The organism is Streptomyces sp. NPDC045899, from assembly GCF_056431485.1.
Genome location: NZ_JBWKKP010000001.1, coordinates 210,330 through 232,188, shown reverse-complemented (window position 1 = coordinate 232,188; position 21,859 = coordinate 210,330). Strand labels below are relative to the sequence as shown.

The 21,859-nt window shown below is 72.6% G+C and carries 15 protein-coding genes and 2 tRNA genes; 7 read left to right on the top strand and 10 right to left on the bottom strand.

What is annotated here, in order from left to right:
- Positions 1 to 76: 76 nt before the first annotated feature.
- The 3 genes from AC07FT_RS01035 (at position 77) to AC07FT_RS01025 (ending at position 4,003) form a co-directional block, all read left to right on the top strand.
- Entirely contained in the window at positions 77 to 1,102 is a 1,026-nt protein-coding gene (locus AC07FT_RS01035) for an endonuclease/exonuclease/phosphatase family protein (protein WP_479172941.1), read from the top strand.
- Positions 1,103 to 1,278: 176 nt separating this feature from the next.
- Positions 1,279 to 2,487 (top strand): MFS transporter, encoded by a 1,209-nt coding sequence (locus AC07FT_RS01030; protein WP_471195426.1) that lies wholly within the window; start codon positions 1,279 to 1,281, stop codon positions 2,485 to 2,487.
- Positions 2,488 to 3,196: 709 nt separating this feature from the next.
- On the top strand, positions 3,197 to 4,003 hold the full coding sequence (locus AC07FT_RS01025; protein ID WP_479172939.1) for an alpha/beta fold hydrolase: 807 nt from the start codon (positions 3,197 to 3,199) through the stop codon (positions 4,001 to 4,003).
- Positions 4,004 to 4,012: 9 nt separating this feature from the next.
- Here AC07FT_RS01025 and AC07FT_RS01020 read toward each other — a convergent pair whose 3' ends face one another.
- Complete coding sequence (locus tag AC07FT_RS01020; RefSeq protein WP_479172937.1) at positions 4,013 to 5,773, bottom strand: NAD+ synthase; 1,761 nt, start codon at positions 5,771 to 5,773, stop codon at positions 4,013 to 4,015.
- Between the two features lie 132 nt (positions 5,774 to 5,905).
- On the bottom strand, positions 5,906 to 7,612 hold the full coding sequence (locus AC07FT_RS01015; RefSeq protein ID WP_479172935.1) for a multicopper oxidase family protein: 1,707 nt from the start codon (positions 7,610 to 7,612) through the stop codon (positions 5,906 to 5,908).
- 631 nt (positions 7,613 to 8,243) lie between these two features.
- On the opposite strand from AC07FT_RS01015, the gene glnA reads away from it, so the two are divergent.
- Positions 8,244 to 9,605, top strand: a complete 1,362-nt coding sequence (gene glnA, locus AC07FT_RS01010) for a type I glutamate--ammonia ligase (protein WP_471195435.1) — start codon at positions 8,244 to 8,246, stop codon at positions 9,603 to 9,605.
- 147 nt (positions 9,606 to 9,752) lie between these two features.
- Positions 9,753 to 10,379, top strand: a complete 627-nt coding sequence (locus tag AC07FT_RS01005) for a maleylpyruvate isomerase family mycothiol-dependent enzyme (RefSeq protein ID WP_479172933.1) — start codon at positions 9,753 to 9,755, stop codon at positions 10,377 to 10,379.
- 135 nt (positions 10,380 to 10,514) lie between these two features.
- Here AC07FT_RS01005 and AC07FT_RS01000 read toward each other — a convergent pair.
- Together AC07FT_RS01000 and AC07FT_RS00995 are read right to left on the bottom strand one after the other, a co-directional pair.
- Positions 10,515 to 10,594 (bottom strand) — tRNA-Tyr (locus AC07FT_RS01000).
- A gap of 66 nt (positions 10,595 to 10,660) precedes the next feature.
- A tRNA-Ser gene (locus tag AC07FT_RS00995) sits at positions 10,661 to 10,745 on the bottom strand.
- Between the two features lie 293 nt (positions 10,746 to 11,038).
- Here AC07FT_RS00995 and AC07FT_RS00990 point away from each other — a divergent pair.
- Together AC07FT_RS00990 and AC07FT_RS00985 are read left to right on the top strand one after the other, a co-directional pair.
- The gene (locus tag AC07FT_RS00990; RefSeq protein WP_479172931.1) at positions 11,039 to 14,275 is read left to right on the top strand and encodes a bifunctional [glutamine synthetase] adenylyltransferase/[glutamine synthetase]-adenylyl-L-tyrosine phosphorylase; all 3,237 of its coding nucleotides are present in this window, start codon (positions 11,039 to 11,041) and stop codon (positions 14,273 to 14,275) included.
- A gap of 81 nt (positions 14,276 to 14,356) precedes the next feature.
- On the top strand, positions 14,357 to 14,890 hold the full coding sequence (locus AC07FT_RS00985; RefSeq protein WP_479172929.1) for a MepB family protein: 534 nt from the start codon (positions 14,357 to 14,359) through the stop codon (positions 14,888 to 14,890).
- Here the strand turns inward: AC07FT_RS00985 and AC07FT_RS00980 are convergent.
- The 6 genes from AC07FT_RS00980 to AC07FT_RS00955 all read right to left on the bottom strand — a co-directional run bounded on the left by AC07FT_RS00980 (position 14,875) and on the right by AC07FT_RS00955 (position 21,678).
- Positions 14,875 to 15,540: a helix-turn-helix transcriptional regulator gene (locus tag AC07FT_RS00980; RefSeq protein WP_471195447.1), complete on the bottom strand. Its 666-nt coding sequence runs from the start codon at positions 15,538 to 15,540 to the stop codon at positions 14,875 to 14,877. The two genes, AC07FT_RS00985 and AC07FT_RS00980, sit on opposite strands and share 16 nt — an antisense overlap.
- Positions 15,537 to 16,703 carry a threonine synthase gene (locus AC07FT_RS00975; protein ID WP_479172927.1) on the bottom strand — a complete coding sequence of 389 codons (1,167 nt, stop codon included), beginning with the start codon at positions 16,701 to 16,703 and terminating at the stop codon, positions 15,537 to 15,539. Before AC07FT_RS00975 ends, AC07FT_RS00980 begins: the two co-directional genes overlap by 4 nt.
- A 139-nt stretch (positions 16,704 to 16,842) precedes the next feature.
- The gene (locus AC07FT_RS00970; RefSeq protein WP_479172925.1) at positions 16,843 to 17,748 is read right to left on the bottom strand and encodes an HAD family hydrolase; all 906 of its coding nucleotides are present in this window, start codon (positions 17,746 to 17,748) and stop codon (positions 16,843 to 16,845) included.
- A gap of 193 nt (positions 17,749 to 17,941) precedes the next feature.
- Positions 17,942 to 18,823, bottom strand: a complete 882-nt coding sequence (locus tag AC07FT_RS00965) for a phosphatase PAP2 family protein (RefSeq protein ID WP_471195456.1) — start codon at positions 18,821 to 18,823, stop codon at positions 17,942 to 17,944.
- Positions 18,824 to 18,938: 115 nt separating this feature from the next.
- Entirely contained in the window at positions 18,939 to 19,991 is a 1,053-nt protein-coding gene (locus tag AC07FT_RS00960) for a LacI family DNA-binding transcriptional regulator (protein ID WP_479172924.1), read from the bottom strand.
- A 25-nt stretch (positions 19,992 to 20,016) separates the two neighbouring features.
- Entirely contained in the window at positions 20,017 to 21,678 is a 1,662-nt protein-coding gene (locus tag AC07FT_RS00955) for a glycoside hydrolase family 13 protein (protein ID WP_479172922.1), read from the bottom strand.
- Positions 21,679 to 21,859: the final 181 nt, after the last annotated feature.

The following is a 21,859-nucleotide window of genomic DNA, read 5'->3' as shown; positions in this document are numbered from 1 at the left end:
TGGCGTCAGGAAAAGCCCTGGTCATCGCCTATGGTCTTCACCTAGGCGCGGCAGTTGAGGCAGTGAGGGACAGCGAATGGCGCAGGCGAACACGCAGGAGACGGACCGGACCGGGGGCGCCCCCCAGCGCTCCGGCTCCAGGGTCGCCCTTCTGCTGGGCCGGCTCCGCGGCGACCGCGGGATCTGGCGGCGCGGACTGGTGCTCGCGGGTATCGCGGTCCTGCTCGCGCTGGTGATGATCCTCCACGCGGAGATCCCCAACGATGTCGGCAACCTCGGCAGTCTGCTGGAGACCTTCCTGCCCTGGCTCGGACTGCTCATCCCGGTCCTGCTGGTGCTGGGCCTGGTCCGGCGGTCTGCCAGCGCCGTCATCGCGCTGGTGCTGCCGGTCACCGTCTGGCTGAACCTCTTCGGCGGGCTGATGTTCTTCGACAAGGCGGGCCACGGCGGCGACCTGTCCGTCGTCACCCACAATGTCAACGCGGAGAACCGCGATCCGCGCGGCACCGCCGATGTGCTGCGCACCTCGGGTGCCGACGTGGTTGCCCTGGAGGAGCTCACCGGGGACGCGGTGCCGGTCTACGAGCGGGCGCTGAAGGACACCTACCCGTACCACGCGGTGCGCGGCACGGTCGGTGTCTGGAGCAAGTACCGGCTCTCCGCCACCGAACCGGTGGACATCAAGCTCGGCTGGACCCGTGCGCTGCGCACCACCGTCGCCGCGCCGCACGGCGAGGTCGGCGTCTACGTGGCCCATCTGCCGTCGGTGCGGGTGCGGTTCAACGCGGGCTTCACCGCCGGACAGCGCGACGCCAGTGCCGCGGCGCTGGGCCGGGCCATCTCGGGCGAGCGGCTGAAGCGGGTGGTGCTGCTCGGCGATCTGAACGGCACGATGAACGACCGGGCGCTGGCCCCCGTCACCTCCCAGATGCGCTCCGCGCAGGGCGCCGCCGGTGACGGCTTCGGATTCAGCTGGCCCGCCTCGTTCCCGATGGCGCGGATCGACCAGATCATGGTGCGCGGGCTGGACCCGGTGGGGGCGTGGACGCTGAAGGAGACCGGCAGCGACCACCTGCCGGTGTCGGCGTCGGTCGACTTCTGAGACCGGGCCGCCGCGGCCCCGCGGCGGTTCCCGGCTGTTCACCTCGCTGTCGCACCGGGGGAACAAACGGCGTGAGAGACTTTGTTTAGCGGGAGAACATATAGCCCCCCGCAGGGTGGCACACAGCCCCCGCAGGGCGTCTCTCCGCCGTCTTCCGTCGTTGTGAAAGGTCTCTCATGCCCCTGGCACTGCTCGCTCTCGCTGTGAGCGCCTTCGGCATCGGCACCACCGAGTTCGTGATGATGGGCCTGCTGCCCAATGTCGCGGACGATCTGGGCACCTCCGTGCCCACCGCCGGATACCTCGTCTCCGCCTACGCCATCGGCGTCGTGGTCGGCGCTCCGCTGCTCACCGCCCTCGGCTCCCGCGTACCGCGCAAGCGGATGCTGGTGCTGCTCATGGCGCTCTTCACCGTAGGCAACCTCGCCTCCGCGCTGGCGCCCTCCTTCGGGTCGCTGGTGGCGGCGCGGGTGCTCGCGGGACTGCCGCACGGCGCCTTCTTCGGCGTCGGCGCGGTGGTCGCCGCCCGGCTGGTCGCCGAGGAGCGGCGGGCCCGCGCGGTCGCCACCATGTTCCTGGGTCTGACCATCGCCAACATCGTCGGCGTCCCCGTGGCCACTCTGCTCGGCCAGCATCTGGGCTGGCGGGCGACCTTCCTGGTGGTCGCCGGGATCGGGGTGGTGGCCATGGCCGCCATCGCCCGCCTCGTCCCGCAGGTCCCGCTGGACCAGCACGGCGGCCTCCGCCGCGAGCTGGGCGCGCTCCGCGACCGGCAGGTGCTGCTCGGCCTGCTCACCGCCGTCTTCGGCTTCGCCGGGGTGTTCGCCGTCTACAGCTATCTCGCCTCGATGATGACCGAGGTCACCGGCTTCGCCGAGTCCTCCGTCACGGTCGTCCTCGCCCTCTTCGGTATCGGTATGACCCTGGGCGCGCTGGCCGCGGGCCCGCTCACCGACCGCGCCCTGCGGCCCACGCTGTACGGCTCGCTGGCGGCGCTGGCCGTGGTGCTGGTCGTGTTCGACGTCACGGTGCACATCAAGTGGGCGGCGCTGGCCACGGTGGTGGTGCTGGGAGCGGTCGGCTTCATGACCACCACCCCGCTCCAGATGCTGGTCATGAACAAGGCCCGCTCGGCCCCCACCCTGGCCTCCGCCTCCAACCACTCCGCCTTCAACCTCGCCAACGCGGGCGGCGCGTGGCTGGGCGGCGTGGCCATCGCGGCGGGCTGGGGCTGGACCTCCCCCACGCTGGTCGGCGCGGCCCTCGCGGTGATCGGCCTGGCCATAGCCGTCACCGCGGGCTTCCTCGACCGCGCCGCCCCGGAGGAGCCCTCGCGGGTGGTGGCGACGAGTGAACCGCTGCCGAAGATGTCGGAAGTCGGCTGACCCCCGGCCGGAGCCTGCCCCGCCGCGCCTTTGCGCGCATCGCGCACCACGGCGCTCAGGGGCGGGGGCGTGTTGTCACCCGCGCAGGTGGGTCGCGGGGCTCCAGGGCCCGGATCGGGCCACCCGCGGGCGGAGTGCCCGACGGGGCGGCCCGGCCGTGCCGCGTACGTACGCGGCACGGCCGGGCCCGTCGCTCCGTCAGTCCCGTCCCGGCGTCCGCGGGGCCGGGGCCAGGGCCGCGCGCGAGCTCGGGAGCCTGGACCTCGAGCGCGCGTGGAGTACGCCGTACGGCGCTCAGCGGCGACACTCCGTGTCACCCGCGCATGGTCGGGCACGGGGCTCCAGGGCCCGGATCGGGCCACCTGCGGAGCGATGCCCTGGACGTGGCCCTGCCGTCCCGGGGCGTGTGCCGGCCGTGTGTCTCCGCGCGCGACGCGGGGCCCGTCGTCCCGTCCGGCACCGCCCCGGCGCCGCGGAGCCGGGTCTGAGCCGACCGCAGGGCCCCAGGGCGCGCCCCGGCCGTTTTCGGGTGTGCGCAGCGCGAGGACGGGTGGGCTTCACGGTCCGGCGGGGGGCGCGGCCGCCCCCCGCCGGGCGGGTGGGGACCGCCCTTACGGGCGAACGCACTTGACCTTGACATCGATGGCAGGTCCTAGCGTCTCCGCCACAGGCCGCCGCGTCACGCGGCCCCGAGGAGAGGAACACGTCCATGACCAGTACGTCAGCCGCTGCCCCCGACCGCGTCGTGCGGGGCACGAGTGGAGCCGGGCTGCTGCTCGCACACGGGGCCACCGGGTCCGTCGAGGGCAATTACGGGCCGCTGCTGAATGGGCTGGCCGGGCGGTACCGGATGGTCGGAGCGGACTATCCGGGCTCCGGGCGCAGCCCGGTCGCGGACGGGCCGCTGGAACTCGACGCGCTCGCCGACCGGTTGGTCGCGGTCGCGGTCGAGGAGGGGCTGGAGACCTTCGCCGTCTCCGGGTACTCCCTCGGCGGCGCGGTGGCGGTCCGCGCCGCCGTCCGTCATCCGGAGCGGGTGACCGCGCTGGTGCTGACCGCCGCGTTCGCCCGGCCCAGCGCCCGGATGGGGGTGCTGGTCGACGACTGGCTGCGGCACCTCCGGTCGGACGACCCGGAGGCGGCGGCCCGCTGGATGGTGCTCCAGGCCGCGGGCGCCCCGTTCCTGGACCGGATGACCGGGACCGAGCTGGCCGCGGTGATCGACGGAACGCGTACCTCCGTACCGCCGGGGGCGGTCGACCAGGTCGAGCTGGTCGGCCGGGTGGACATCAGGGCGGACCTGGAACGGATCACGGTGCCCACACTGGTGATCTCCACGGCGGTGGACGCCATGGTCACCCCGTACCACCACCGGCAGCTCGCGGACGGGATCCCGGGCGCGCGGTACGCCGAGATCCCGTCGGGGCATCTGCCGTTCGCGGAGGCGCCGGACACCTGGCTGGAGCTGATCGGGGCGTTCCTCGACGAGAACGTCCCGGTCCAGGCCGTGTCCTGACCGCCGCCGTCAGGCGTGCTCGCGCCAGCGGTTGGTGATCGGCAGCCGGCGGTCCTTGCCGAACCCCTTCGCGGAGATCTTCGTACCCGGTGGGTACTGGCGCCGCTTGTACTCCGCGGTGTCCACCAGCCGCAGCACCCGCGTGACCAGCTCGTCGTCGAAGCCCGCCGCGACGATCTCCTCCCGGCCCCGGTCCCGGTCGACGTACAGCTCCAGGATCCGGTCCAGGACGTCGTAGTCCGGCAGTGAATCCGTGTCGACCTGGCCGGGCCGCAGCTCGGCGCTGGGCGGCTTGGTGATCGAGTTCTCGGGGATGGGCGGGGTCTGGCCCCGCTCCTCCGCCGCGCGGTTCCGCCATTTCGCCAGCCGGAAGATGGACGTCTTGTAGACGTCCTTGATCGGGCCGTACGCCCCGACCGAGTCGCCGTAGAGCGTGGAATAGCCGCAGGCCAGCTCGGACTTGTTGCCCGGCGCGAGCACGATGTGGCCCTCCTGGTTGGAGATGGCCATCAACGTCGTGCCGCGCAGCCGCGACTGGAGGTTCTCCTCGGCCAGCCCGGTGAGCTGGAGCGACGCCATATAGGCGTCGAACATCGGACCGATCGGCACGGTGCGGAAGTTCAGTCCGGTGCGCCGTGCCAGCTCTGTGGCGTCGGTGACCGAGTGCTCGGAGGAGTAGCGGGACGGCATCGCCACGCCGTACACGTTCTGCGCGCCCACCGCGTCACAGGCGATGGCCGCGACCAGCGCCGAGTCGATCCCGCCGGAGAGCCCGATCAGCACACTGCGGAATCCGTTCTTCGCGACATAGGCGCGCAGTCCCACCACCAGCGCCGTGTAGATCTCCTCGTCGTCGCCGAGCCGCTCGGCCTCACCACCCGCCAGCTCCGGCTCCGGCTCGTATGCCGGGAGCGGATCGGCGGACAGGATGAGGTGGTCGATGCGCAGCCCGTCGTCCACGATCCCCTCCGGAACCGAGTCCGGATCGGCGGCGGGCAGCTCGAGGTCGACCAGCACACAGCCCTCGGCGAACTGCGGAGCGCGGGCCACCACCTCGCCGTCACGGCCGACGATGATCGAGTCACCGTCGAAGACCAGCTCGTCCTGGCCGCCGATCATCGCCAGATAGGCGGTGGTGCAGCCCGCCTCCTGGGCCCGCTTGCGCACCAGGTCGAGGCGGGTGTCGTCCTTCTCGCGCTCATAGGGCGAGGCGTTGACCGACAGCAGCAGCCCGGCCCCGGCGGTGCGGGCCGCGGGCACCCGGCCGCCCTCCTGCCACAGGTCCTCGCAGATGGCGAGCGCGACATCGACGCCGTGGACCCGGATGACGGGCAGCGTGTCACCGGGGACGAAGTAGCGGAACTCGTCGAAGACGCCGTAGTTCGGCAGGTGGTGCTTGGCGAAGGTGAGGACGACCCGGCCGCGGTGCAGCACGGCCGCCGCGTTCTGCGGGGCACCGGCGGGCTGGCCGAACCGCTCGGCCCGCTCACTGCGGTCCAGATAGCCGACGACCACGGGCAGCTCGCCGAAGCCCTCGTCCGCCAGCCGGGCGGCGAGCGCGTGCAGCGCGGCGCGCGAGGCCTCGACGAAGGAGGAACGCAGCGCGAGGTCCTCGACCGGATAGCCGGTCAGCACCATCTCGGGGAACGCCACCAGATGGGCGCCCTGCTCGGCGGAGTGCCGGGTCCAGTGGACGATCGACTCGGTGTTGCCGGAGAGGTCTCCGACGGTCGAGTCGATCTGGTTCAGAGCGAGGCGAAGTTGAGGCACGCGCTCAGTGTAATCGTCTGACTGACGCGATGGCCCGGACTGTCTCCCTTCTCACGTTCCCCGCCGCCCGGACCCGTGCGCCCCGGAAGGCCGGGGCGCACGGGTCCGGCCGGGGCGCATGGGCCGCACGGCCTAGCGCTGGTAGCCGAGGACGGTCATCATCCCCGACTCCGAGTGGTAGACGTTATGGCAGTGGATCATCCACAGCCCCGGGTTGTCCGCGTCGAAGTCCACGCTCACCCTCGTGCCCGGCAGCAGGATCGCGGTGTCCTTGCGCGCCCCGCCGTCGGGCAGCGCGAAGGTGTGGCCGTGCAGATGGAACGGGTGCCACATCTCGGTGCTGTTGATGAAGGTCATCCGGACGCGTTCGCCCTCCCGGACGGGATAGCGCTGCGCCGGGTCGTAGGGCCGGCCGTTGATCGACCAGTGGTAGCCGCGCATCGACCCGGTGAACCGCATCCGGATCGTCCGGTCCGGTTCGCGCGGGGTCAGCCGCACCTGCTCCGCCGCCTTCAGCCGGGCGGCGGTCAGCAGCCTGCCGTCGAGCTCCTTGGGGCGCGGGAACTTCCGCGGCCCTTTGCCGCCGGTGCGCAGCACGGCCATCGTGGACCGCCCCTTGCCCTCGGCCAGCGCGGCGAACGGGAACACCCCGTTCTTGACCTTGACCAGTACGTCATAGCGCTCGCCCATGCCCACCAGCAGCGCATCGGTCTTCGCGGGCACCACCGGATAGCCGTCGGTGTGGGTGACGGTCATCTCGTGGCCGCCGAGGGCGACGCGGAAGGCCGTGTCCCCACCCGCGTTGATGATGCGGATGCGGACCCGGTCACCGGCCTTGGCGCGGAAGACCTGCGGGGAGTGCGGGGTGCGGCCGTTCGCCAGGTAGTAGGGGTAGGCGACATCGCCCGGCACCCCGCCCAGCAGGGCGCTGCTGCCGCCCGTCAGCCTCCGGGACGGCGGGTGGAGGGCCGCCTTCGCCCCGCCCTTCTTCCCCTTGGCCCGCTTCCTCCCCTTCATCTTGTCCTTCACGGCGGCCACGCCCCGCGCCGCGTTCGCGGGCGTCGCCGGGGCCGTGGCCGGGCCCGCGGGCGCGGGGACGCTCGGCGTCCCGCCGTGGTCCATCACCGGGCCCCGGCCGCCGTTGAGCTCATCGAGCACCCCGTCCGGCGTACTGCCCCCGACCCCGTCCAGCCAGTCGTCGAGCACGATGACCCACTCCTTGTCGTACGACAGGGGCTCCTTCGGGTCCTCGACGATGAGCGGTGCGTACAGGCCGCGGTCCAGCTGCACCCCGGAATGCGGATGGACCCAGTACGTGCCCGGGTGCGCCGCCGTGAAGCGGTAGTCGAACGCCGCGCCGGCTCCCACCGGCCGGTGGGTGAGGCCCGGGGCGCCGTCCATGTCGTTGCGCAGCCGGATGCCGTGCCAGTGCAGCGAGGTGGGCTGCGGCAGGTTGTTGGTGAGGGTGAGCGCGAGCGTGTCGCCCGCGGTGACCCGGATCTCCTGGCCCGGCAGCATGTCGCCGTACGCCCAGGACTTCACCGTACGGGCGCCCAGGTCGAGCGTGGTGGGCGTGGCCAGCAGCTGGAACCGCCGGACCGGCCCCTGGCCCCGCTGCCGCTCGGCGGCCAGGACCTCGGGCCCGTCGGGGGCGACGTACTGCGGGCGGGGCGCGACGACGGCGTCGCCCCCCTTTCCGGCGGTGTCCATGCCGTTGTTGTCCGTACCGTCCCCGCCCAGGGTGTTGGGCGGGACGGAGGGGCTACAGGCGCCGAGCAGACCGCTGCCCGCGGCGGCGATTCCCGCGCCGAGCACGGCGCGGCGAGAGTGTGCGTGCATGAGAGAGCACCCCAATGCTGATGTCGTGATGTGCGCAGGCGGGGTCCGCGCGTCCGCCGGACCCCGGAGGGGGGACGGGACGGACGCGCCGCTCTATGCGCCGCGGCGGCAGCGGGGGGCCGGGGGACGGCGGCCCGAGGGGTGGCGAGCCGGGAGCCGCCGGACCGGGAGCCGCCGGACCGGAGACGGTGGCGGGGCGGCGGCGTGACGCGGTACGGCGTGCCGCCCGGCCGTGACGGTGGCCGTGGCCACGACCGGCGCGCGGACGGGGCGGACGGGGCGGACGGCGGGACACGGCACGGTGCCGCACCCGGCCACGGCCGGCGCTCACCCTCCGCTGTCCCCGCACCGGTGCCTCCGTCGGGTCGGCCCTGATCGCCTGATGTCCGGATATGCGATGATCGTGATAATCGACACCTTACCCCCAAGGGGTATCGCATCCCCGAAGGCGCCGCCGGGGCGCGGAACGGTCGGGTCCGACGCGGCACGCTGGAAAGTACGATGCAGACACGTGGTGCGGGGCGGAGGGAGCGGAGGAAACCTCCCGGAAATCCCGCCGCGTGATACTGGGGCCGCGACAGGTGCCCTGCGCCCGCCGAAAGAGCCGCTTGACCTGCAAGGATTGGGGACCATGGATAAGCAGCAGGAGTTCGTGCTCCGGACGCTCGAAGAGCGCGACATCCGGTTCGTGCGGCTGTGGTTCACCGACGTGCTCGGCTTCCTGAAGTCGGTCGCCGTCGCACCCGCCGAACTCGAGGGCGCCTTCGACGAGGGCATCGGTTTCGATGGCTCGGCGATCGAGGGATTCGCCCGCGTCTACGAGTCCGACATGATCGCCAAGCCGGATCCGGGCACCTTCCAGATCCTGCCCTGGCGCGCCGAGGCCCCCGGGACCGCCCGGATGTTCTGCGACATCCTGATGCCGGACGGCTCCCCCTCCTACGCCGACCCGCGCTATGTCCTCAAGCGCATCCTCGCCAAGACCTCCGACCTCGGCTTCACCTTCTACACCCACCCCGAGATCGAGTTCTTCCTGCTCAAGCAGAAGCCCGTGGACGGCAGCCGCCCGACGCCCGCCGACTCCTCCGGCTACTTCGACCACACCCCGCAGAACATCGGCATGGACTTCCGCCGACAGGCCATCACCATGCTGGAGTCCATGGGCATCTCGGTCGAGTTCTCCCACCACGAGGGCGCCCCCGGCCAGCAGGAGATCGACCTGCGCTACGCCGACGCACTCTCCACCGCCGACAACATCATGACGTTCCGTCTGGTGATGAAGCAGGTGGCGCTGGAGCAGGGCGTCCAGGCCACCTTCATGCCGAAGCCGTTCTCGGAATTCCCCGGCTCCGGGATGCACACCCACCTCTCGCTCTTTGAGGGCGACCGGAACGCCTTCTACGAGTCGGGCGCGGAGTTCCAGCTCTCCAAGGTCGGCCGTTCCTTCATCGCCGGTCTGCTGCGCCACGCGGGGGAGATCTCCGCGGTGACCAACCAGTGGGTCAACTCCTACAAGCGCATCTGGGGCGGCTCCCAGCGCACCGCGGGCGCCGGCGGCGAGGCCCCCTCCTACATCTGCTGGGGCCACAACAACCGCTCCGCGCTGGTCCGGGTGCCCCTCTACAAGCCCGGCAAGACCGGCTCCACCCGGGTCGAGGTCCGCTCCATCGACTCCGGCGCCAACCCCTACCTCGCCTACGCCGTGCTGCTCGCCGCGGGCCTGAAGGGCATCGAGGGCGGCTATGAACTCCCGGCCGGAGCCGATGACGACGTCTGGGCCCTCTCCGACGCCGAACGCCGCTCCCTCGGCATCGAGCCCCTCCCGCAGAACCTCGGCGAGGCCATCGACCTGATGGAGCGCAGCGAACTGGTCGCCGAGACCCTGGGCGAGCACGTCTTCGACTTCTTCCTGCGCAACAAGAAGCAGGAGTGGGAGGAGTACCGCTCCGAGGTCACCCCCTTCGAGCTGCGCAAGAACCTGCCGGTGTTGTGACGCCCGGGGCCCGGCACCCGGGGCCGTACGCCCCGGGGCCCGGCCCCGCGCACCGCCGTCGCCCCCGCCGGGCGACAACCGGCGCTTCTGGCCGCGAGAACCACCCGCTCTTGGACGGATGACCGCCGGGGCCGGGATCCTGGTCCCATGGACGACACGGGGATCCGGGCCGCCATCGCGGCCGAACGCGGGGACATGGCCGATCTGTTGGACGGGCTGTCCGCCGGGCAGTGGGACGCGCCGAGCCTGTGCGCGGGCTGGCGGGTGCGGGAGGTCGCGGCCCATATGTCGCTGGGGTTCCGCTACTCGCTGCCCAAGGTGGTGTGGGAACTGGTCAAGGCCGGGGGCGGTCTCCACCGGATGACCGACCGGACCGCCCGCAAGGACGCGGCGGCCGCCACCACCGCCGAACTCGCCACCTGGCTCCGGGAGAACGCCCACCACCCCTGGACGCCCCCGGTCGGCGGTTTCACCTCGGCACTCGGTCATGACGTCATCCACGGCCTGGACATCACGGTCGCCCTGGGCCTGGACCGCCGGGTGCCCGAAGACCGTGTCCGCGTCCTGCTGGGGACGGTCGACCCCAAGACGGTGAAGTTCTTCGGCGTGGACCTGACCGGCGTCCGGCTGCGCGCCGACGACCTCGACTGGACCTACGGCACCGGCACCCCCCTCACCGGCTCGGCCCAGGACCTCCTCCTGCTCGCCTACGGCCGCAAGCTCCCCCCGGGCCGCCTGAGCGGCGAGGCGTGCGAACGCTTCGTCACGGCGTGAGGCACGGCGGGACGAGGGCGGCTCTCGGGGCGGGCCGATCGCCCTTGCCGAGACGCTTCAGGCCGTTCGGCCGCGGCTGGTACCGGGACGGAATGGGCCACCGGCCGTCGCGTGGCGACGGCCGGTGGCGAGGCGTGGGCGAGGACGGAGTCGAACCGTCACAGCCGGAGCGGGGGCTTTACAGGCCCTTGGGCTCGCCGGTGCCCAGCTCGCCCGGGGCGGAGGAGGCGGGGGCGAACCCACGCCTGGCGATGGTGTTGCGACGCGCCTGGGTGGCGGCGCGGAGAGTGCGCGGATCGAACGCGCGCGGGTATGACCCCGACGACGGCTCAGCAAGCCGCTGCCTTACCACTCGGCCAACTCTCCTCGGCGGCGGCGAAGGGCCGCCCGGGCGGGGATCCCGTGGGCGGCGCGACCGTCTCGGACGGTCAGACGGCGTACCCGGGGGAGCCCGCTGAGGACGATGAGCGCGGATACGGGCGACTGCTCGGCTGCCGGATCATCGTGGGCTCCTCTCCCGGTCGGCGGTGTGATCACTGTGCCCGGCCGCCGGACACCGCGGCAACCGGTTTCCGGCACGGCCGGTACCTGCCGCTTCGCCGTCGCGGTCGCTTAGGCTCAGCAGCGAGCGTTGATCACGACGGCGGGAGGCGTGCGGGATGTCCGTACCGCAGGGACGCAGGAGCAGCAATGTCACCCGGCTGCTCCGGCACGGGTTCACCGACGCCTCCTCCGCCCAGCGGCTGCTGGACGTGCCCGAGCTGTCGGCGGTGCGCAGTGACCCGGTGCTGCTGGAGGCGCTGGGGGCGACCGCCGATCCGGATCTGGCGCTGCGCGGGCTGGTGCGGGTGGTGGAGGCGTTGCCGGAGGACGCGGGGGAGGGGCGGAACGGGGGGCAGCGGGCCGGATCGCGGCAGGCGCTGCTGGACACCCTGGTCACCGCCAAACCGCTGCGCGACCGGCTGCTGGGGGTGCTGGGCGCCTCCGAGGCGCTGGGTGACCACCTGGCCCGGCATCCCCAGGACTGGCACGCGCTGGTCACCTATGAGCCCGCCGATCTGCATCCGACCACGCCCGAGTTCGAGCAGGCCCTGGCCGAGGGGGTGTGGAGCGGGCCGGGTGCGCAGCTGCCACGGCCGGACGCGCTGCGGATCGCCTACCGCCGGGCGCTGCTGGCCATCGCGGCACGCGATGTGTGCGGGACCACCGATGTCACACAGGCCGCCGCCGAGCTCGCGGACCTGGCCACCGCCACCCTGCGGGCCGCGCTGGAGATCGCGGCCGAGGAGCAGCCCGAGGACGCCGCCGCCTGCCGGCTCGCCGTGATCGGCATGGGCAAGTGCGGTGGCCGCGAGCTGAACTACGTCTCCGACGTTGACGTGATCTTCGTGGCGGAGGCCGTGGACGGGGCCGAGGAGGGGAAGGCCGTGCAGGCCGCCACCCGGCTGGCGTCCCGGCTGATGCGGATCTGCTCGGACGTCACCGTCGAGGGCACCATCTGGCCGGTGGACGCCAATCTGCGGCCCGAGGGGCGCAACGGTCCGCTGGTGCGCACGCTGTCCAGCCATATCGCGTACTACCAGCGGTGGGCCAAGACCTGGGAGTTCCAGGCGCTGCTGAAGGCCCGGCCGATGGCGGGCGACGCGGTGCTCGGGCAGGCGTACGTGGAAGCACTGGCACCGATGGTCTGGCAGGCCGTCGAACGCGAGAACTTCGTCCCCGACGTCCAGCAGATGCGCCGCCGCGTGGTGGAGAACATCCCGGCCGCCGAGATCGACCGCGAGCTCAAGCTGGGGCCGGGCGGGCTGCGGGACGTGGAATTCGCCGTCCAGCTGCTCCAGCTGGTGCACGGCCGGTCGGACGAGTCGCTGCGCAGCGGCACCACGCTGGACGCGCTCGCGGCGCTGGCCGCGGGGGGCTACGTGGGCCGCTCCGACGCGGCCGCGCTGGACGCCGCCTACCGTTTCCTGCGGTCGATGGAGCACCGCATCCAGCTGTACCGGCTGCGCCGTACCCATCTGGTGCCCGAGGAGGAGGCGGATCTGCGGCGCCTGGGCCGTTCGCTGGGGTTCCGCACCGAGCCGGTCACCGAACTGGGCACCGCATGGCGCCGGTACGCGCGCGAGGTGCGGCGGCTGCACGAGAAGCTCTTCTACCGTCCGCTGCTGGACGCCGTCGCCCAGCTGGAGCCCGGGGAGACCCGGCTCAGCTCCGAGGCGGCCGGGCAGCGGCTGGAGGCGCTGGGCTACGCCGATCCGGTCTCGGCGCTGCGGCACCTGGAGGCACTGGCCTCCGGGGTGACCCGGAAGGCGGCGATCCAGCGCACCCTGCTGCCGGTGCTGCTGGGCTGGTTCGCCGACTCCGCGGATCCGGACGCGGGGCTGCTGGGCTTCCGCAAGGTCTCCGACGCGCTGGGCAAGACGCCCTGGTACCTGCGGCTGCTGCGGGACGAGGGCGCGGCCGCGGAGAACCTGGCCCGGGTGCTCTCCACCGGACGGCTCGCTCCCGACCTGCTGTTGCGCGCACCCGAGGCGGTGGCCCTGCTGGGCGATCCGGGAGGGCTGCGGCCGCGCGGGCGGCGCCATCTGGAGCAGGAGGTGCTGGCCGCGGTGGGCCGCGCCGACGGCGCGGAGCAGGCGGTCGCCGCGGCGCGCGGGGTGCGGCGGCGGGAGATGTTCCGGACGGCCGCGGCGGACATCATCGACAGCGCGCGGCTGGCCAACGGCGAGGTGCGTCCGACGGTGAGCTGGCCGCCACCGGGCGACGAGGGCTCCGGCGGTACCGCGGCGCGCACGGCTCCGGCGCCCACCGCCCCGCGCGGTGCGCCCGAGGTCCCGAACGCCCTGCGGGCCGCCGAACCGCATCTGCCCGCGGGGGCCGGAGCCGGGGCCGCGTCGGCGGAGGAGCCGCCCGCCGACGCGGGGGCACTGGTCGACATGGTCGGCGACGCCCTCTCCGACCTCAACGCGGCCGCCATCGCGGGCGCCCTGCGCGCCGCCGTCCGCGACACCTGGGGCGATGAACTGCCCACCCGCTTCGCCGTCATCGGCATGGGCCGCTTCGGCGGTCATGAGCTGAGCTACGGCTCGGACGCGGATGTGCTGTTCGTGCACGAGCCGCGCGAGGGCGCCGATGAGCAGGAAGCCTCCCGCGCCGCGTTCGCCGTGGCCAATGAGATGCGGCGGCTGCTCCAGCTGCCGACCGTCGATCCGCCGCTGCTGATCGACGCCGATCTGCGCCCGGAGGGCAAGTCCGGCCCGCTGGTGCGCACCCTGGCCTCGTACGCCGCGTACTACCGCCGCTGGTCGCTGGTCTGGGAGAGCCAGGCGCTGCTGCGCGCCGAACCGGTGGCGGGCGACCCCGAGCTGGGCGGGCGCTTCATCGAGCTGATCGATCCGCTGCGGTACCCGGCCGAGGGCCTGGGCGAGGACGCGGTACGGGAGATCCGGCGGCTGAAGGCGCGGATGGAGTCCGAGCGGCTGCCCCGCGGCGCCGATCCCACCACCCACGCCAAACTGGGCCGTGGCGGACTGAGCGACGTCGAGTGGACCGTCCAGCTGCTCCAGATGCGCCACGGCTGGGCCGAGCCGGGGCTGCGCACCACCCGTACCCGCCCGGCCCTGGCCGCCGCCCACGCCGCCGGGCTGATCGGCACCGAGGACGCCCAGACCCTCGACGAGGCGTGGGTGCTGGCGACCCGGGTCCGCAACGGTGTGATGGTGGTCCGCGGCCGCTCCGGCGACACCTTCCCCAGCGAGGCCCGTGAACTGGCCGCCGTGGCGCGGTACCTGGGCTATGGACCGGGGCACGTCGGGGAGATGCTGGACGACTACCGCCGCACCACCCGCCGGGCGCGCGCCGTCGTGGAGCGCCTCTTCTACGACTACGAGGGCTGAGACGGCCACCGGGCTGAGACGGCCATCGGGCTTGAGAGCCCGGCGGCGCCGTTGTCAGTGGTCTGTGGCAGCCTGCGGCACATGGGAACAGGGTCGACATGGCGCGGACCGGTGCACGACGATCTCCTCGCGGCGCGCGAGCGGGTCTACGACGTCTGCGGGTTCGCCTGCTCGGAGCCGGTGCCGGAGCCGGAGAGCGCCGAGTACGCGGCGTATGGCTTCGAGCTGGACGGCCTGGCGGTCCGCTTCCGGGTGGCGAAGACCACCCCGACCAAGACCGGTCAGTTCGTCACGGTGTGGCAGCGGTCCGAGGAGGGGCCGATCCGGCCCTTCGACACCGCGGACGGGGTGGACCTCTTCGTCATCAGCTCACACGAGGGTGACCGCTTCGGGCAGTTCGTCTTCCCGGGCGAGGTGCTGCGCGCGCGGGGCATCGTCTCCACGGGCGGCGCCGGAGGGAAGCGGGCGTTCCGCGTCTATCCGCCCTGGGCCGAGACCACCAGCCGCCAGGCCCGTGCCACCCAGACCTGGCAGCTGGCGCACTTCCTCGACATTCCGGAGGCGGGAGCGGTGGACACCGCCCGCGCCCGGGCGCTCCATCAGCCGCGCAGATAGTTGTAGACGGTGGCCCTGGAGACCCCGAGCAGTTCGGTGACCACCTGGACGGAGTGCTTCATCTGGAGGAAGCCGCGCGTCCGCAGCGAGCGGACCAGCTCCTTCTTGGCCGGGGTGCCCAGACTGCGCGGGGTCTGGCCGCGGGCGGCGGCGAACTCCTCGACGACGGTGCGCAGCTCGGCGGCGGTGCGCGCGCGGAGGGTCTCGGTGAGCGGCTGCTCCTGCTCCTCGGTGCGCACCAGGTTGGTGAGGCTGCGGGCGACACTGGCGAACAGCGAGACATCGAGGTTGAGACAGATCGCGGCCACATAGGTGCCCGCGCTGTTCTTGATGCCGATGGAGGTGCTCTTGGCCGGGCGGCCGTCGGGGAAGCTGTTGGCGTAGTTCTGGACGATGCCGGGGAAATCGGGGTCCTCGATCCGGGCGAGGCCCAGTTCGGTGGCCGGATCGCCGACCTCACGGCCGGAGAGATTGCTCTCGATGGCGCGGATGGCCCGGTCCGGGTGGCGCAGGTCGTGCAGGACCACCTCGCACAGTCCGGGGAACATCCGGCCGATCGCGGTCACGATCTTCTCGGCCTCGCGCAGCAGCAGTTCGTCCTCGGCGGTCCCCTCCGGCCGCGGATCCTCCGGCGGTCGCTGTGCGGTCATCGCGGGTCACCGCCCTCCGGGGCGAAGAGCGCCGCCATCGTGCCGGCGGCCTTCAGCCCGGATCCGGTGAGCACCACGGCCGTGGTCTCACCGGGGCGGATGGCGCCGCGCGCCCGGAAGAGGTCGATGGCCGCGGCGGCGGTCGCGCTGGTGGGTTCGGCGTACAGGCCCATCGCGGCCAGCCGCCGCACGGCCGCGACGATGGCGTCCTCGGGCACGGCGGCCATATCGCCCCCCGAGCGGCGGATCGCGCGCAGCACCTCGGGGTGGCGGACGGGCCGCCGGATGGCCGTGCCCTCGGCGATGGTCGGCGCGTGCTCGAACGGGACGGGGTCCTCGGTGCCCGCCGCGAAGCTGGCCTGGAGCGGGGCGCAGTGGGCGGGCTGGGCGACCAGCAGTCTCGGGCGGCGGCTGATCCGGCCCGCCGCCAGCAGTTCGGTGAAGCCGAGGTCGCAGCCGAGGACGGTGCTGCCCGCCCCGGCCACCGTCACCACGGCGTCGGGGGCGGTGAAGCCCAGGTCCTCCCACAGTTCGTAGGCGAGGGTCTTGACCCCCTGGAGGAAGAAGGGGTGCCAGTTGTGGCTGGCGTAGTAGGTGTGCTCCGACTGGCGCAGCGCCTCGGCCGCGGTGGCGTCCCGGTCACCCGGCACCACCTGGACCTCGGCCCCGTACGCCCGGCTCTGGAGGACCTTCGCCGGGGAGGTGCCCTCGGGGACCAGGATCCTGGCCCGGATCCCGGCCGCGGCGCAGTACGCGGAGACCGAGGAACCGCCGTTGCCGGAGCTGTCCTCGATCACCTCGCGGATGCCGTGCCGGCGCAGGGCCGAGATCATCACGCTGGTGCCGCGGTCCTTGAAGCTGCCGGTGGGGCTGAACCACTCCAGCTTGAAGTGGACCCGATTCCCGCCCCAGTCCTTCTCCACCAGCGGGGTGCACCCTTCTCCCATGGACACCGGGGCGTCGAGGCGCACCGGGAGGGCCGCCCGGTAGCGCCACAGGGAACGGTCCCCGGTGTCCACCTCCTCACGGCTGATGCCGGGGAGCGCGGAGACGGTGAGCGGAGCGCCGTCGTCACCGCGCCAGCGCGGTTCGTCGATCGGGTACGTGGCTCCGGAGCGCTCATCGACGTAGTGGGGACCGGGGAGGGGGGGTTCGGTTCGCACTTGGATATTCTGTTTAGATCTAGACCGCTGGTCAAGGGCTTCTCGGTGGGTTCCCGGTGTTCCGAGCGTGCTCCGAGACTGCTCCGAGTGGGCCGCGAGAGCCGCTCCAGCGCTCTTCGAGGACGGGGAACACACCGGTTCAGGAGCGCGGGAACAGCCGTTCCAGTACCACCGCGACCCCGTCCTCGTCATGGCCGGGTGCCTGTTCGTCGGCCACCGCGACCAGGTCCGGATGGGCGTTGCCCATCGCGACCCCGTATCCGGCCCAGTTCAGCATCGGAATGTCATTGGGCATATCGCCGAAGGCGATGGTCTCCGCGGGGGAGAAGCCCATCCGGTCCGCCGCCCGTTGCAGCCCCACCGCCTTGGTCACGCCCGCGGGCAGCACCTCGATCATCCCCTTCTCGGAGTGGGTGACGGCCACCTCGCCCCCGCCGATCCGCTCGGCGGCCGCCGCGACCAGCCCGTCCGGCAGCTCCCGGTGGCGCATCAGCACCTTCTCGATCGGCTCGGACCACAGCTCCGCCCGGTCCGCGGCCACCCCCCACCCGGGCCGTATCCGGTCGGCGAAGCACGGGGTGACCACGAAGCGGTTCTCGGGTGCGGCGGTGACCACCGCGAGTTCCAGCGGTCCCGCGCCCAGTTCCTCCTCCGTACGCTCCACCACCGAACGGGCCAGGGCCCGGTCCAGTGCCGCGGAGACCAGCAGCCGGTCCGCGCAGGCGTCGTACAGCTGCGCGCCCTGTCCGCACACCGCGAGCCCCCGGTAGCCGATCGCGACCAGGAACTCCCGGCAGGACGCGGCCGGACGCCCGGTGACCACCAGATGCCGTGCCCCGGAGCGCCGGGCCGCGGCGAGCGCCTCACGGGTGCGGACGGAGACCGTCAGATCGCCGCGCAGCAGCGTTCCGTCCAGATCGGTGGCCACCAGCGGGAAGCGCGGTGGCGCGGTCCGCGGGCGGGGGAGCGTGGGAGCGGTCCCGGCGGTGGTGGCTGAAGTGGCGGCGTCGGCGGTGTGCACGGTGCCGGTGGTCCCTTTCGTCACGCTCGTCGTGCCCGGTCCGCGGTGGGGCACACCCCGGCCGCGGACTCCGCGTCGAGCCCCTGAAGCAGGCCCTGTCCTGTCGGTCTTCGTGGGCCCGCGAGAACGGCACCAGAATGGCGGGCCGGAAGGAGACGATCAAGCTGTGCAGGCAGCGGCGATCACACCCGGCGGACGCCGGTCCTCACCCCGCCCCTCAGGCCGTCCGCAGCTCGCCCTCGCGCTCCGCGGCCGCCATCCGGCGGCCGCTCACCTGCTTGGGCAGCCGGGCGGGCGTGGTGCCGTACCAGAGGTAGGACAGCGAGAAGCCGACGGACAGACACAGGACACCGCCGACCGCGTCCATCCAGAAGTGGTTGGCCGTCGCCACGATCACCAGCAGGGTGACCGTCGGATAGAGCAGTCCCAGCGCCTTCACCCACACCGGCCGGGCCAGGGTGGCGACGGCGATACCGCACCACAGCGACCAGCCGATGTGCATCGAAGGCATCGCCGCGTACTGGTTGGACATCGCGGCCAGGTTCCCCGAGGCCATCGAGCCCCAGGTGTTGTGCGCGACCACGGTGTCGATGAAGTGGCCGCCGTGCATCAGCCGGGGCGGGGCCAGTGGGAAGAAGTAGTAGCCGAGCAGCGCCACCCCCGTGGTGGCGAACAGCACCAGCCGGATGGCGGCATAGCGGCCCGGGTGCCAGTGATAGAGCCACACCAGCACCCCGAGCGTCACGATGAAGTGCAGCGTGGCGTAGTAGTAGTTCATGCCCACGATCAGCCAGCCGACCGAGTCGATCGCGTGGTTGACGCCGTGTTCGAAGGCCATGCCGAGCCGGTGCTCCCACTGCCAGATCCAGCCCGCGTTCCGCAGGGCCTCGGACCTCTGCTCGGGGACCGCGTTGCGGACGAGGGAGTACGTCCAGTAGCTGACGGCGATAAGGGTGATCTCGAACCAGAGACGGGGTCTGCGGGGGGTGCGCATCCGGCCCATCAGCGTGGTGTGCCCCGCCGGGCGTGCCCCGGTCGCCGCGATGGGTGACGGGGTGGCCGTCCGGCCCTCCGGAGTCCTCACAGTCGCTTCACCCATAGGGCAACAGTCTGCCAGACGCGACCCCCTGACAGACCGTCCGCACAGCGGTTCCGGGTGGCATATATGCCGGTTCGGGGGGTCCCTTACGGGGTGTACGACGCCTTGCGTCCGGCTATGTCGTCCGCTCCGCCGCGGCGCTGCGCACCGGGTGGCCGTGGGCGGAGGCGGTCGAACCGCGGACGACCAGTTCGGGGAGGAAGACGAACTCGCTGGGCGGGGCCGGGGTGCCGCCGATCTCCTCCAGCAGGGCCCGCACCGCGGCCTGCCCCATCGACTGCACCGGTTTGCGGATGGTGGTCAGCGGCGGATCGGTGAAGGCGATCAGCGGGGAGTCGTCGAAGCCGACCACGGAGATGTCCTGAGGGACCGCCAGATCACGCTGCCGGGCCGCCCGTATGGCCCCCAGCGCCATCATGTCGCTCGCGCAGACCACCGCCGTACAGCCCCGGTCGATCAGCGAGGACGCCGCCGCCTGACCGCCCTCCAGGGTGAACAGCGAGTGCTGGATCAGCTCTGCGGAATCCTCCGGCCCGAGCCCGAGCCGGTCCCGCATGGCCTGCTGGAAGCCCTCGATCTTGCGCAGTACGGGGACGAACCGTCTGGGCCCCAGCGCCAGCCCGATCCGGGTGTGGCCCAGCGAGACCAGATGGGTGACGGCCAGCAGCATCGCCGCCCGGTCGTCGGGGGAGATGAACGGCGCCCGCACCGCGGGCGCGTAACCGTCCACCAGGACGAACGGCACACCCTGGCCGCGCAGCTGGTCGTAGCGCTGCATATCGGCCGAGGTGTCCGCGTGCAGTCCGGAGACGAAGATGATCCCGGCCACCCCGCGGTCCACCAGCATCTCGGTGAGCTCGTCCTCGGTCGAACCGCCGGGGGTCTGGGTGGCCAGCACCGGGGTGTAGCCCTGTCGGGTCAGCGCCTGCCCGATCACCTGGGCGAGCGCGGGGAATATCGGGTTCTCCAGCTCGGGCGTGATCAGTCCCACCAGACCCGCGCTGCGCCGGCGCAGCCGCACCGGGCGCTCGTAGCCGAGGACGTCCAGTGCGGCGAGGACGGACTCGCGGGTCGCCGCGGCCACCCCCGGCCTGCCATTCAGGACGCGGCTGACGGTGGCTTCGCTGACCCCCGCCTGGGCTGCGATGTCAGCGAGCCGTGCGGTCATGGGATTGGACTGTACCGGTCGCATGTCAGATTGCCCACCACGCGCAGCAATCAGGAGGAATGCGCACCGTAGCGGCACGGTACGCGAGCGGCGCGGAGGACAGCAGCGCGCGCCCCGGAACGGGAAGCTCGACCTCCTCCCCCAGGGTGTTCAGCGTGCACAGGAACCCCGGCCGGGACAGCGCCAGCACCCCCGCGGGGGCATCGAGCCAGGTCATCCGGCCGTCACCGAGGCCCGGCAGCTCCCGGCGCAACGCGAGTGCCGAGCGGTACAGCTCCAGCGTAGATCCGGGGTCGCCGGTCTGGGCCTCGACCGAGAGTCCGGCCCACTCCGCGGGCTGCGGCAGCCAGCTGCCCCCGGGGCCGAAGCCGTGGCTGGCGCCCGAGCGGGACCAGGGCAGCGGCACCCGGCAGCCGTCGCGGAAGCCGTCCTGGCCGTCCTGGCCGTCCTGTCCATCGGGGGAGGCGCGGAAGAAGGCCGGGTCCTGGCGGCACTCGTCCGGCAGGTCCACGACCTCCGGAAGGCCCAGCTCCTCGCCCTGGTAGAGGTAGACCGAACCGGGCAGCGCCAGGGTGAGCAGGGCCGCGGCGCGGGCCCGGCGCAGCCCCCGGGCCGGGCTGCCGTCGGCGTAGCGGGTGGGGTGCCGGACCACGTCGTGGTTGGACAGCACCCAGGTGGTGGGGGCACCCACGGACGCGGTCGCGGCCAGCGACTCGTCGATCACCGTGCGCATCGCCGCCGCGTCCCAGGGGGACTTGAGGAACTGGAAGTTGAACGCCTGGTGGAGTTCGTCGGGGCGTACGTACAGGGCCAGCCGCTCGGGGCTGGGCGCCCACGCCTCGGCGACCCCGATCCGGTCACCGGGGTAGGAGTCCAGCAGCCGCCGCCAGGAGCGGTGGATCTCGTGCACCCCGTCCTGGTCGAAGAAGGGCAGCACCTGGGAGCCGATCAGCTTGGCCTGTTCGGTGCGGCCGATATCGGGCATCCCGGCCGCCTTGACCATGCCGTGGGCGACGTCGATACGGAAGCCGTCCACGCCCAGGTCCAGCCAGAAGCGCAGCACCGAGTCGAACTCCTCGCGCACCTCGGGGCTGTCCCAGTTCAGATCGGGCTGCTCGGGGGCGAAGAGGTGGAGGTACCACTCGCCCGGGGTGCCGTCGGCACCGGTGGTCCGGGTCCAGGCGGGGCCGCCGAAGACCGACTCCCAGTCGTTGGGCGGAAGTTCGCCGTCCCGGCCCCGGCCGGGACGGAAGTGGTAGCGGGCGCGGGCCGGGCCGCCGGGCCGCTCGGTGAGGGCCGCGCGGAACCAGGGGTGCTGGTCCGAGGTGTGGTTGGGCACCACGTCCACGATCACCCGCAGTCCCAGCTCATGGGCGGTGCGGACCAGGTCGTCGGCGTCGGCGAGGGTGCCGAAGAGGGGGTCGACCGCACGGTAGTCCGCGACGTCGTAGCCCCCGTCGGCCTGCGGGGAGGCGTAGAAGGGGGTCAGCCAGACGGCGTCCGCGCCCAGCCCGGCGAGATGCGGCAGCCGTGCGCGGGCCCCGCGCAGATCACCGATGCCGTCGCCGTCGCTGTCGGCGAAGGACCGCACATACACCTGGTAGATGACGGCGTCGCGCCACCAGCCGGGCCCTCCGGACGGTCGCGCGGCGTCGGCCTGGAGGGAGGTCGTGAGCTCCTGGGTCATAACCGCGAACGTAACAGCTCTGCAATGCCTTGCGGAAGAGATTGCAGAAGCGGGCGAGGCGCCCCTGAGCGCGCTCCGGCGCGTGTTCTCCGCGTTCACGGGGCTCGCGGCGGACTTCGGCAGGACACGCGGACGTAACGAATCCGGGTGCCTTGCAGAAAATTCCCGCAAGGTCTTTCGA

Excerpts from the sequence above, each read along its gene's own strand:
- AC07FT_RS00960 (WP_479172924.1), bottom strand. The coding sequence starts at position 19,991 with ATGACCGCACGGCTCGCTGACATCGCAGCCCAGGCGGGGGTCAGCGAA.
- AC07FT_RS00985 (WP_479172929.1), top strand. The coding sequence starts at position 14,357 with ATGGGAACAGGGTCGACATGGCGCGGACCGGTGCACGACGATCTCCTC.
- AC07FT_RS00980 (WP_471195447.1), bottom strand. The coding sequence starts at position 15,540 with ATGACCGCACAGCGACCGCCGGAGGATCCGCGGCCGGAGGGGACCGCC.
- AC07FT_RS01015 (WP_479172935.1), bottom strand. The coding sequence starts at position 7,612 with ATGCACGCACACTCTCGCCGCGCCGTGCTCGGCGCGGGAATCGCCGCC.
- AC07FT_RS00965 (WP_471195456.1), bottom strand. The coding sequence starts at position 18,823 with ATGGGTGAAGCGACTGTGAGGACTCCGGAGGGCCGGACGGCCACCCCG.
- glnA (WP_471195435.1), top strand. The coding sequence starts at position 8,244 with ATGGATAAGCAGCAGGAGTTCGTGCTCCGGACGCTCGAAGAGCGCGAC.
- AC07FT_RS01035 (WP_479172941.1), top strand. The coding sequence starts at position 77 with ATGGCGCAGGCGAACACGCAGGAGACGGACCGGACCGGGGGCGCCCCC.
- AC07FT_RS00955 (WP_479172922.1), bottom strand. The coding sequence starts at position 21,678 with ATGACCCAGGAGCTCACGACCTCCCTCCAGGCCGACGCCGCGCGACCG.
- AC07FT_RS01005 (WP_479172933.1), top strand. The coding sequence starts at position 9,753 with ATGGACGACACGGGGATCCGGGCCGCCATCGCGGCCGAACGCGGGGAC.
- AC07FT_RS01030 (WP_471195426.1), top strand. The coding sequence starts at position 1,279 with ATGCCCCTGGCACTGCTCGCTCTCGCTGTGAGCGCCTTCGGCATCGGC.
- AC07FT_RS00990 (WP_479172931.1), top strand. The coding sequence starts at position 11,039 with ATGTCCGTACCGCAGGGACGCAGGAGCAGCAATGTCACCCGGCTGCTC.
- AC07FT_RS01025 (WP_479172939.1), top strand. The coding sequence starts at position 3,197 with ATGACCAGTACGTCAGCCGCTGCCCCCGACCGCGTCGTGCGGGGCACG.